At 40.1% G+C, this 12,621-nt stretch carries 8 protein-coding genes; 2 read left to right on the top strand and 6 right to left on the bottom strand.

Annotation, left to right across the window (positions count from 1 at the left end):
* Positions 1–100 precede the first annotated feature (100 nt).
* The gene (gene sepH, locus HXT33_RS03310) at positions 101–1,366 is read left to right on the top strand and encodes a septation protein SepH (RefSeq protein WP_421786489.1); all 1,266 of its coding nucleotides are present in this window, start codon (positions 101–103) and stop codon (positions 1,364–1,366) included.
* A gap of 52 nt (positions 1,367–1,418) precedes the next feature.
* On the opposite strand, the gene HXT33_RS03305 is transcribed toward sepH, so the two are convergent.
* On the bottom strand, positions 1,419–2,675 hold the full coding sequence (locus HXT33_RS03305) for an alkaline phosphatase family protein (RefSeq protein WP_421786487.1): 1,257 nt from the start codon (positions 2,673–2,675) through the stop codon (positions 1,419–1,421).
* A gap of 229 nt (positions 2,676–2,904) precedes the next feature.
* Between HXT33_RS03305 and HXT33_RS03300 the strand changes: the two genes are divergently transcribed.
* Positions 2,905–5,568 carry a DNA gyrase/topoisomerase IV subunit A gene (locus HXT33_RS03300; protein WP_421787579.1) on the top strand — a complete coding sequence of 888 codons (2,664 nt, stop codon included), beginning with the start codon at positions 2,905–2,907 and terminating at the stop codon, positions 5,566–5,568.
* 38 nt (positions 5,569–5,606) lie between these two features.
* Here HXT33_RS03300 and HXT33_RS03295 read toward each other — a convergent pair whose 3' ends face one another.
* The 5 genes from HXT33_RS03295 to HXT33_RS03275 form a co-directional block, all read right to left on the bottom strand.
* Complete coding sequence (locus HXT33_RS03295) at positions 5,607–7,787, bottom strand: InlB B-repeat-containing protein (protein WP_421787577.1); 2,181 nt, start codon at positions 7,785–7,787, stop codon at positions 5,607–5,609.
* A 166-nt stretch (positions 7,788–7,953) separates the two neighbouring features.
* Positions 7,954–8,247, bottom strand: coding sequence for a type II toxin-antitoxin system YafQ family toxin (locus HXT33_RS03290; RefSeq protein ID WP_116794594.1), 294 nt, complete (start codon positions 8,245–8,247; stop codon positions 7,954–7,956).
* 25 nt (positions 8,248–8,272) lie between these two features.
* Positions 8,273–8,530, bottom strand: a complete 258-nt coding sequence (locus HXT33_RS03285) for a hypothetical protein (protein WP_004136131.1) — start codon at positions 8,528–8,530, stop codon at positions 8,273–8,275.
* A 145-nt stretch (positions 8,531–8,675) separates the two neighbouring features.
* A complete protein-coding gene (locus HXT33_RS03280) occupies positions 8,676–11,240 on the bottom strand; it encodes an InlB B-repeat-containing protein (protein ID WP_421787575.1) in 2,565 nt (854 codons plus the stop codon).
* A 172-nt stretch (positions 11,241–11,412) separates the two neighbouring features.
* Positions 11,413–12,594, bottom strand: a complete 1,182-nt coding sequence (locus tag HXT33_RS03275) for an MFS transporter (protein ID WP_415682051.1) — start codon at positions 12,592–12,594, stop codon at positions 11,413–11,415.
* Between the last annotated feature and the right edge of the window lie 27 nt (positions 12,595–12,621).

The raw sequence follows: 12,621 nt of genomic DNA, 5'->3' as shown, positions 1-12,621 counted from the left end.
TATAATACACACATTTTATCTTATATAGAATGGTAAAGAATGCAGTGTATGGACTAAAGTATATACATAGTATTGTTAAAAGCGAAGAAAGTGGTGCACAATGCTTGAAAATCCGCCAAAAGAGGCGAGTTTTGACCATGTTGATGCAGACGGCAATTTGATTTTTATTTTTGAAAACACGCCGTTAAGCATTAAAGTGGACGACACGCTGGAACACGCTATCGCTGAATCACAAAAGATTACTAAAAAGCATAGCGATAATAATTCGGCAGATAATAACGTATCTGCAGCATCGTCGAACGCTACCCTGCCTATTTCGCAGATTCAGGCTTTAATTCGCGCTGGAGTTGATCCAAGCCACGTTGCTAAGCGTTATAACGTAAGCGAGGCCCAAGTAAGGCGATTTTCTGCTGGAGTAGAAACAGAAAAACAGTACGCTATTGAGCAATTCCTGCTTGTTCCTGCACCAAAACAAAGCAATATGCGCACACTTGCAGATTTAATAGAGCGAACTCTTGCCAAAGCTCATATTGGTATGGAAACAGTTCAATGGCGCGCGACACGCCGAGGCTTAGAGCCGTGGCTTATTAGCGCTACTTTCAAAACTGCAACACGAACTATTAAAGCTGAGTGGACATGGAATATGCATGACAACTCAGTAACATGCGCTAATCCATCTTCTCGTTTACTTCTTGGCGAAGACGCAAATGGTAATGATGCCGCTAAGCAGGCGCAATACGGCGGAATGTATCGTGACACTGTAAGCATAAACTTCCCATTTTCAACAGAAGAGTTGCCGGGAAATTCAATTCGTTCAGCAAGAATTGAACGCGCTGTTTCACAATGGGAGCTTAGAAATAGTGATAAGCTTTCTGAACTTGATTCGAATAGTTCGGATATTTCTGATAGTTCTAATTCTAAGCAAGAGCATAAGCGCGCAAAAACTAGGAAAATCGCAGATTCTTCAAATGATTTAGCCGAAAACGTGCTATCAAATAGCAGCAGAGCTCAGCAACCTTCGCTTATACAGTCAGATTATGATGAAAATCAAGATGCATCATCTAGTATTCTTTCTTACGACTCGAGTGAAGCACAAAAATCTTTGGCAGACAAAGTAAAGCAAACCGAAAAAGCCGAGAAAGCAAAAATAGTTGAAGTATCTGAAAACGCAGAAAAAGTAAATTCTGATGCTGCAAAATCTTTGAATACCACTTCTACAAATCATGAAGCTGAGTTTGACACTAATCAAGAGTCTGATTCTGCTAAGAAAAACTCTTTAGATCATGCAGATCACAATAACAATAAGAGACGAAGTGGAAGAGCTGCAGTTCCAAGCTGGGACGAGATTTTATTCGGCGAAGGCTGATTCTTTTGATCTTAGTGTGAATTTTTCACTACGAAATTTACGCTAAAAAAATTCACACTAAATCAATAAGACATGGAATATCCATTTCCATGTGAGTCATTGACCCATGAACACTTGGTAAGCTCATAGCTTTTTCTGTTTGAGTTCGAGAATCGACAATAGTAAAAGCGTTACGAGCCTGAACTAGAACGTCGCCAAGAACAGATTCTGCGCGCGGGTCAACCTTGCCAAAAACACCATCTAAAATAGCTTGCTTTTTGCTGCGAATAAGCGCATTTTCACCAATAATTTTGCGCCATCTTTCAATAATATCTTCGGGATTAGTGTTTTTATTTGCATAAAGCATAACAGAGCGAGGTTCTCCACCAACCAGTTCAACTCCGCGCATTAACTCTTCACTTTTAGCAATATCAATACGAGAGTTAGGGTCAGACTGAATCATACCGTGGTCGGCAGTAATAACAATCAAAGTACCTTTAGCGCAATTTCGTTGCAACAAGCGCAACTGCGAATCAACCTGCTCAAAAGCGGCAACCCAATGCTCAGAATCCCATCCATAATTATGCCCAACCTTATCCGTATCTCTTAAATACAAATAAGTTAATCCTGGAGTTTTAGTAGTGTTGGCGGCTTTCATGATTCTAGCTCTAGGAGTTCCAGCAGTAATATAAGTAGCTCCACGAAAAGCAGCTTGAGTAAGTGGGGAATTTTCAAACTTAGGCAAACTAATACTATCTGCACGAAAACCTTTAGAAACTAGACTTTCAAACACTGTTGGCTGCTGCTGCAATTCCAGAGGATTTGGAGCATCCTTAAATTGAATAAGTTGAGCAAGCTTTCCAGTTTGAGCATTTTTTTGAGTATAGCCAGTCATGCAAGTAAGACCTGGGCATGTGCCTGTGCCAAACGTTGCCATTGCAGCAACAGTTGTGCTTGGAATACAAGATTTAATAGGACGCTGATTTTTAGGCTCATTTAAAAGAGAACGCAAATATGGTGCATGACCTTGACGCATTAGAATATTCCAGTATCCCAATCCGTCAACTAAAACAACAATTGCAGATTTTACTTTAGGAAAACCAAGACTTTCGCGCAAAAAAGCTGGATTTTCATGCACTTTAGTACTTATAGGAGCGCCAATTGCATCGCTTAAAGCTGGTAAAACGGATGAAAGATGAAAAGCTCCGCCACTTTGCTCAGAGCAAGAATCATGCGAATAATCTTGCAAAGTTGAGCTGGAAAAATCTCCATAAGTAATATTGCTTACAAACTGCAACAATTCTTTTTTAGATGGCACATCAACACTCATACACACTATTGAACCACTTATATAGAACCACAAGCTACTACTGCTAACTGCTACTAAGCACTAATACTGAGAAAGCAAAATCATCCTAGCAAAATAAAAAATACTAAATTAATAACAAATCTTCAGAAAATAAACCTACTTTTATTAACAATATTAAGAAAATACTTACAGTTTGTGCATAGAAATTGGTAGTATTGAGAGCCGTAATGTCATTCAAGGAGTTCTAAATATGCCTTCACGCCGTCACGCAACACAACAAGCTTTCGACCCAAGAAAAGTCAAAGAGCATATTGTTGAAACACCATTGAATGAAGAAATGAGCAAATCATTCCTTGAATACGCTTATTCTGTTATTTACGCGCGTGCTCTTCCAGATGCAAGAGACGGCATGAAGCCTGTCCAGCGACGCATCATTTACCAAATGGGCAACATGAATTTAAGCCCTGATCACGCTTACATGAAGTCTGCTCGCGTTGTTGGCGAAGTAATGGGTAAGCTGCATCCTCACGGCGATTCCGCAATTTATGAGGCAATGGTTCGTCTTGCTCAGCCGTTCTCACTACGTTTACCTCTTGTTGACGGACACGGTAATTTTGGTTCTCTTGACGACGGTCCTGCAGCATCCCGCTACACGGAAGCACGTTTAGCTCCAGCAGCTCTTGGAATGAACGCGGATATTAACGAAGATACTGTTGATTTTGCTCCAAACTATGACAACAAACTAAAAGAGCCTACTGTACTTCCATCTGCTATTCCAAATCTTCTTGTAAACGGAGCTTCCGGCATTGCTGTTGGCATGGCAACAAACATGGCAACGCATAATTTAGGCGAAGTAGTTTCTGCAGCAAAATATGTTATGAAACATCCTGAAGCCACATTGGACGATCTTATGAAACTCGTTCCAGGACCAGACTGGCCAGGCGGAGGAATTATTATTGGCAGAAGCGGTATTCGTGAAGCTTACGAAACTGGTCGCGGAGCGTTTACAACGCGTTCCACAACACATATTGAAAATATTACCGCTCGCAAAAAAGCTATTATTGTTACCGAGCTTCCGTTTATGGTTGGCCCTGAGCGTGTTCTTGAGCGTATTTCTCAAGGCGTAAAAGCTCGTAAACTCGACGGAATTTCGGGTGCTATTGATTTAACTGACCGACACAACGGCACTCGCCTTGTTATTGAAATAAAAACAGGCTTTGACCCTAACGCAGTTCTTGCGCAACTTTTTAAGCACACTCCTCTGCAAGAAAGCTTCACTATTAACAATGTTGCGCTAGTAGACGGCAGACCACACACAATGGGATTGCGTGAGCTTTTGGACGTGTGGATTGCACACCGCAGAACTGTAGTACGCAGACGCAGTGAGTTTAGGCGTACGAAAGCACAAGAGCGTCTACACTTAGTTGACGGCTTGCTACTTGCCCTGCTTGATATTGATGAGGTTATTCAGGTTATTCGCTCTTCTGAAGATGCAGATAGTGCAAAAACCAAGTTAATCAAAGTTTTTGATCTTGACGAAATTCAAGCACAATACATTCTTGATTTGCGCCTTCGCAGACTTACAAAAATGAGCCGAATTGAGCTTGAAGCAGAACGCGACGATTTACTTAAAAAAATTGACGAACTCAATCAAATCTTAAGCTCTGACGCAAAACTTGACCGAGTAGTAATAGCAGATATGGATTCTGCGGTTAAACAGTGGGATACTCCACGAAGAACCATTCTTCTAGACGAAAACGAAGACGGCAGTTTTGTTCCTGTTGAAACAAGCATTAGCAAAGATAGCGAAGACGTTGCAATTAAAGCAGTACAGTCCGCTAATAAACTTACTTCAACTCAAGCAGATTTGGATGCCGCAGCTAGTGCTGCACGTAAATCTGGAGAGAATGATGCGGCTTACGCAGCCTTGCAATTAAGCGACGAACCTTGTGCAGTTGCGTTAAGTGCTTCCGGTTTCATTGCGCGAACCGACGTAGAAACATTCGAACGCTGGAAGTCGCATAGCGAAAACGTTTTTAACACTCCTTGCTCAACAATGTTTAAAACAACAACTCGAGCAAGCTACGCTCTTATTACTTCCGCTGGACGCCTAGTATTAGCGCATGTTGCTGATTTGCCGCAGCTAAACTACGAAGAAGGAAAAACTTCTGAATTAACAAAAGGCGTAAAAGCACAAGAATTGTTAACATCCACGCAAAGCACAGATCCAGTAAGAGGAGAACGTGTAGTTACAGCAATAGTATTAGAAAATTCCGAATCTCCTACCCCGCTTGCGATTGGAACTAAAAACGGCGTAGTAAAACGTTGGAACTGCGAAGCTCCAACAACCATGGACTCGTGGAGCATAATTGATTTGAAAGATGACGATGCTGTTATTGCCGCAGCCCCAGCTAAAGACAATGACAGACTTGTGTTTATTAGCACAGATTCGTCACTTCTTACCTTCGACGCAAAACAAGTTCGTCCACAAGGACGTACAGCAGGAGGAATGGCTGGAATTCGCCTAGCTGAAGGTGCAAAAGTTGCAAGCTTTGCAGTAGTGCCAGAGCAAGACATTGAATGGCATTATGAAGAAGGCGAAAATGGACTATTCTGCGCTACAGGAACAGTAGTATTCACAGTTGCTGGCGACAGCGATGCTCTTCCTGGAACAGAAAACGGTGCTGCAAAACTTACACCTTTCGACATGTACCCAACAAAGGGTCGCGGAACTGGCGGCGTGCGCTCGCAACGATTCCTTAAGGGGCAGAATACTCTTATTCATGCATACGTTGGATATTATCCACTGCATGCAGTAACAGATAGAGGAAGTCGCGTGGAGCTGCCTAAGCCAGACATGCGAAGAGACGCTTCGGGAACCGAGCTTGTTTCCCCAATTGCGCACATTGGGTAGTAATGTTTTTGCTGCGCTAGTTTTACACTTTTTTAGAGCTAGTTTTTGCGAGCATGTTTGGAATATCTGCGAAGTGATTTTCTAGCTTCTACAAGTGCAAAAATTCCTGCAGTCACAAATGCAAACAAATAATTTATTACCATAGCTACTGAAGAGCCAGTTTTAGGAAGATGCTTAACAACGCGCTTAGCTTCCGGTTGCGAAAGAACTGGAGCGGATTCAGGAACTGGAACAGGAGTTGGAGTTGACTCCGGTTCTGGCGCAGGAGCTGGTGGAGTTGGAGGCGTTGGCTTCTTAGTAACAGTTACTGTTGCAGACGCTGTTGCAGTAGCACCGCCATTGTCCGTTACACTAAACGTAATAACATAAGAACCAACTTTACTATTATCAAAACCGCCATTATTTGTAATCTGAACCTTATTTTTTAAGTCTCCATCTTCTTTATCAGTTGCAGATACGATAAGTGACCTTAGATCAAGAGGGTCTCCCTCAGTAATGGTTTTATCCTGCACGATAAGCGAAGGAACAGCATTAAGCACAGCTGGAGTAGGAGTATAAATAGCATAAACTGTTATATAGTCTGTTACTTGTGTGGCAGCACTAAATTCCTTGGTTTTATCTTTACCAGTTTTGTCGGTGCTCCAACCTCTAAATGTATAACCATCCTTAGAAGGATTAGCCGGCATAACCTGACCTGCAACGCTTTTATCCTTTATGGATTTATTCTCTTTTACCTGCACTTTTGCATAGTTTTGATCGGTTCCATTCACAAATGTTACGGTATAAATCTTAGCCTTAGGAATAATGTTGTAAGTAAAGTGCGAAATGCCAAGTACTCTAAAATTATTATTAAGCATGTCGTAAAACATACACTGACCGTCAAGCGTTCCAGTTTTTACTGCTATATATTTACCGTCAGCGTTTTTCTTAAAGTATGAAGATTGATCAATAAGTGTAGGAGTTCCATTCTCGGCAAAACCCTCCATAACACTGATTGTATGATTAGAGTTTTCTTGCGTAATTGTAATAGGGCGCTTGTATTCCTCTCCTACTTCAATAATGAAAGGTCCAGGATTTTGATTATCAAATACAGAATCGCTTTTTTGTGGATTATTAGATGGGAATAATTGATAATTCCCTAAATTACCTTTTACGACAATCTCAGAAATTTTATTACCCTGAAATGCCTTTTCGCCAACTCCAGCAAGATAATACGGCGCAGTATCCGTAGCGTGCTCTTTGCCCTTGCCATCAAGCACGCCTTCAAACACCACTTTTTCAATTTCATTAGCAACAAATGCTGCGCTATGTATTGAAATGACATTTTTTGGAATAATAACGGTACCCTTAATTTTGTTCCAGCCAAACGCACCGTATTCGATGATTTTAAGAGATTGCGGAAGCGTTACGCCTTCAATATAGGTTTCGCCGTCAATATGTTCATGCTGCTTATTCCCAACTTGTTTTGCGTGTCCAGTAAAAGCACACTCATGAATAACTTCAATGCCTTCAGGAATAACAATGTGATGATTCTTCTTAAGCTTTTCCTTGCCCTTTTCGCTAAGTCCATCTACATATTCATTTACCGTTTGACCGGTATCCGGATAATGAACATCTTTCCTGCCTCCAATAGTTTTACCATCGGCAGAAATGTTAAAGTCTTCGCGCGTCCAGGTTAAAGATGCATCATCTGTAGTACCCGAATCAGTTGATGCTGATACAGATTCTGCAGATGCATGTACGCTTCTATCTTCACGATTATTTGTTTGAAGATCAGTATTGCTTACATCTATAAGAGTTTGTGTAAGTCTAGCATTTTCAGAATTTTCAGCATCAGTTACAGATTCAGAAGCTTTAGCAGATTTAGTAGATTTAGTAGATTTTGTGGTTTCAGCAGTTTTTGCAGTTTCGCTAGACTTGGAAGGTACAGTATTTACAGAAGGTTTTGCGGAAGTGCTATCTAAAGCAGCCCCCCCCCCATTGTGTGTATTAGAAGTTACTTCAGAAGAAGTTACGTCAGAAGAACCTTCGTTAGAAGATGTTGCTGTATTAGAAGTTTCTGTATTAGAACCTGCTTTAGAAGAATTTACAGTCGTAGTAACACCAGAAGCAGTTGAAGTTTCGGCAGCATTCGCACTTTGCGCCATACAGAAAGCACAAGCAGCAGTAGCAATACCCATCATAGTGCTAGTCAAAATTATGTTAGTTCTCTTACTCATTTTTCCTCTTACAAAACCAAATCTTCTATAATCTTTAGAAAAATAACGGAATCAACACTAAAACAAATATAATTCAGGTATTTAATAGCATTGAACCATCAGATATTCTACAACTTACAACTCAATTCGTAACAAAAATGTGGCCAAGCTCACAAATTAGCAATTACTATTTGCCAAACAAATCAGAATGAGTGCCGGTTCGAGTCAAATATAATATAAGTTCATCATCTGCAATCTCATAAACGAGCAACCAATCAGGAGTTATATGACATTCTCGGCAACCATCATAATTACCAGTTAGTTTATGATCCTTATATTTTTCAGGAAGGCTCACGCCCGACGCAAGAATATCAACAACTTCTTCAATCAAACTAATGTTATATCCACGTTTAATAGCCAGCTTCAAATCTTTTTTAAACACGCGCGAGCGCGCAATACGATATTTCTTATAAACGCTCATAGACATCTCGTGATTATCGCTACGGTCAATCATTGTCAATATCTTGCAAAAGTTCAGCAAATGAACCGTAAGTTTTTTTATTAGGATTAGCCTTAAGCTGTTTTACTTCCTCAATAGCTTCAATAGTATCCGCATTAGGAATATCATATTTAATAACCGATTGCATATATTTAACTAAATTGTTTTTTACATTATCTCCGCGTAATTTAACTACATGCTTATACTGGTTGTAAATATTGCGATCCATAACAAACGAGCATGTAACAGTATCTTGATTAGGCATTTAATCTTCCTCCCCAATTGATAACGCAAACAATAAAGCCATCAATTTACAAACTATATAATTACTAAGTAGTATTACTAAGTAATTTTACTTAGTAATACTACTCAATTACTTAACTTGCATCAACATAAATAATTAACTATTTTTAATTTTTTCGGAGATGCTTTAAGTCTGCTACCAATGCCACAAGCCCAGCAAAAAGCGAGGCAATTGCGGAAGCAAGAACTGAAGTTGCGGTTGAACCAGTTTGTGGAAGACTTTTAACAACGCGCTTAGCTTCCGGTTGCTCCGGTTGCGAAAGAGCTGGAGCGGACTCAGGTTCGAACTCAGGCTCAGCAGGCGTCAGAATCGGAGCTGGAGCAACAGGAACCGGCAATTCAGGAACTGGCTCTGCTTCTGGCTCAGGTTTTGGAATAGGCTTTGGTTTCGGGACTGGATTCGGCTTATCACCAGCCGGCGTTGGAGGTGTTGGAGGTTTAGACGTATATGAACTATACACAGAAATACTGCTACTAACAGTAGTATTTCCAGTGAACTTAGTACCTTTACCATCTTTCCCAGTAAACCAACCGTTAAAAGTAAAACCAGGCTTCGTAGGATCAGGCGGCATCGACTGGTCAGTTAAAGAATCGCCACTAATAGAAAGACCTTGCTGAACTTTCACAGTTGCATACGGATTATTTTCATCATCATTTATAAATTTGACTACAGCAATCTTTCTTCTCAACACAAAAGTAACAACTTTTTGAGTAGAATCCGTATCGCTTTTATTTACTCCAATACTAAAGTTCACACTAGTGGAAGAATTAGCAATATCTTTTGAATCAGCAACCCACTCATAGTTCTCTGGAGCATCAGCAGTTGGATTCACAGTATAGTTTCCTGGAGCAAGATACACATCGTTGCCAGAAATATAGCCAGCCGCCTCAGGAAGCAAAGCCGTGTTTTTGTCTGTGATCATCTTTTGAAGTGCATCTTTTGTAGGAGCTGTTGGAGTATTAGAAGATGAAGTAAGAGTATTACTTACAAGAGTATTTCCAGAATAAATAGCATACTTCTTACCACTCTCAATCTTGTTTTGCGAATCTTTGTACTGCACCACAAGCTGCGTAGGAATCGGCCTAAAAGTCACATAATAGTGCTTTGTGGTTACTTGATTATCATCCTTATCTCGAACAATACCATAGTCGTAGTTGCCAAATTTCTTGGTATTTTCCTTGGTGAATGTGCCACCTTCAGGAGTATCAATGTCGTTACTGTAATACAAATAACCAGGGATGTTAGTGTTTTTAAGTTCTTCCATCGTTGGGCGTTCAACAATATCTTTCTTTGGGTCGCCTTCGTAGCTTAGAAGAGGAATAAAATAATTTGCAATAGCGTTATTGCAAAACTTTACATTATACACATTTTTATAATTTTGCAAATCAGTTATATTTAGCTTGGTAAACGATTTAGTAGAGAACTTGTCAGTTTCACCATCACTACGCTGAGAAAGTTCACCAGTAACTTCAATACGTGCAACATTGCGATATTGTAAATCATCTACAAAATGAAACTGCGCGCCACACTCTGGTATAAATACAAATAATCCCGGGGCAACACTTGAACCCTCATAATTAAGAGATTGATTTCCATAAATAATTTCATCATCTTTGCGACCGTACATTGTCATATGCACAAAGGTTTGATTTCTATGCATGTAATATTCAAAAGGCGTTTTTGTTGTAAGGTCTTTACCAATAAATTTCCCATTTATTTCAAGCGTGTATGGTATCACCGTATCAGGAGCTTTACTATAATCAAAGCTTAGAGATCCATCATTATTCCTAAACTCACGAGAAGATTTATATGGACGTATCTCACCCTCACCACCGTACGCTTTTTCGGCACGAGGGATAAAAATGTAATTATCAATGCGACCAAGCATATCATGATATTTATTCTGGATTGTATACGTAAATTCTTGAGTGTCCCCTACAGGTTTTCCATTCACAACTTTAAACTCTTTACCAGCAGGAGTATAAAAACTTTTAACAATAAGCGGGAAAGGATATGCGGACGTTGTTTTATCCTGCAACTCTTTTACTTCATCAGGCGTAATAACATTCGGGAACGGATTGGTTACATTCTCATCAGTAGTAAAATCGTATTTGCCATATTCGTTAAGCTTAACTTCGTTTTTCTTCTCGCCACTATTTGTGGACTCTTCTGCCGCTTTATCTTCTTTTGATACTTCTTTTGCAGACTGAGCCGACTTGTATACAGCTACTTTGCTTTTCTTTACATCAGACGAATCGTTTGCAGAACTATCATCTTTTACATTATTATTTGCAGCAGCATTGTTAGGAATGTTCGCATTACTAGAATTTACATCATTCTTCGAAGAATCAACATTCTTGGCACCAGCATCATCCTTGAAATTAGAATCATTCTTCGAAAGCGTAACATTCTTGGAATTGTCATAACCCTTGGAAAGCGCAGCATCATTGGAACTAGCATCACCCTTACCATTATCAGGATTTTTAGCAGAAGGATACCCCCCCCCGTCAGAAAATCCCGGATTCGAAACATTAGAATTAGCATTCACAACAGCAGACGCACTTGTAACATTTTCAGCCGCATTCGCGCTCTGTGCCATGCAAAAAGCGCAAGCGGCAGTAGCAATACTCATCATCGTAGTCGATAAAACAAGCACAGTTCTCTTGTTCATTTTTCCCTCTTATAAAATAAACAAATTTAAAAAACTTATAAAATAAAAATCACACAGCTGCAATCTCATCCTAAGAATGCAACCACACTAACCAATATACCACAATTCGGTATAATTTATATACAAAATTATAAAAGCTTAAACTTAAACGCACACGCAAATACTTTCACGCTCAACTTTCGCAAGTTCGAAGCAGACGCACGTGCATAAAAGTCATTACAGCAAGAAGAATAAGCAAATAAACCGGAAGCAGAACCATAGAAACATTCTGCGCAATTATTCCAAAAATCGCAGGCATTACCATAGATCCAATATATGCACTTGCCATTTGCATGCCAACAATCGCTTGCGACTTATCTGCACCGAAATATTGCGGAGTTGAGTGAATAATACACGGATACACCGGAGCACAACCAAGCCCAATAATTACAAATCCTGCAATAAGCTCAATATGATTCGGCAAAGGCAGCAACAATACCAGAATGCCAACAAGCATAACGCACTGCCCAATACGAATCATTGTTGCATCGTTAAAACGCATAGTAAGAAATCCACTTACAAAACGACCAACCGTAATACCAACATAAAACAAGCTTGCCCAACCAGCTGCAACAACACGGCCAACTCCTCCATGCAAAACCATGTAACTACTAGCCCATAATCCTGCAGTTTGTTCCAAAGCACAATAGCAAAAGAACATAATAAGAATATTTTTAGCTCCAGGAATAAGCAAAACTTCCTTGTAAGATAGCATTCCAGAAGATTGTTTCTTTACCTCAGTAAGATTATGCGGCTCTGCCTTTTTATTATTATTTTTCCACAGTGGCAAACTTATAAACAGCACAAGAGTTAAAACAATTTGTATAACAGCAATATACTGATACCCTGCAGGCCAACGCCGGCCGTGAGAAAGCGCAAAACCCATAACGTAAGGACCTAGAGAAGCTCCAATTCCCCACATGCAGTGAAGCCAGCTCATGTGCCAGCTTTCATAATGCACTGCAACATAATTATTAAGAGCCGCGTCCACTCCTCCTGCACCCAAACCGTACGGTATAGCTAGAAAAATAAGCACAAGATAATTAGGCGCAAAAGAAAAACCTAGTAACGCTAAAGCTGTTAAAGCAACTGAAATAAGCGTAACCTTCCCGGGGCCAAACTTATGCGTAAGCCTATTAGATAGCAGCGCAGAAACAATTGTTCCTGCAGAAATAACCATTGATATTCCACCAGCCCAAGAAATTTGCGCGCCAACATCGTGACTCATCGTAGGCCACGCAGCTCCAAGAAGAGCATCCGGCAAACCCAAGCTAATAAAAGCAAGATAAATAACAGCAAGAAGAATGTTAACCATAAAAATTCCCCAACCTTAGTCAATATG

Origin of the sequence: Gardnerella sp. DNF00753 (genome assembly GCF_049244275.1) — a bacterium.
Classification (GTDB): Bacteria; Actinomycetota; Actinomycetes; order Actinomycetales; family Bifidobacteriaceae; genus Bifidobacterium; species Bifidobacterium greenwoodii.
The sequence above is the reverse complement of the archived record's forward strand: the minus strand, read 5'-3'. Positions and strand labels throughout refer to the sequence as shown.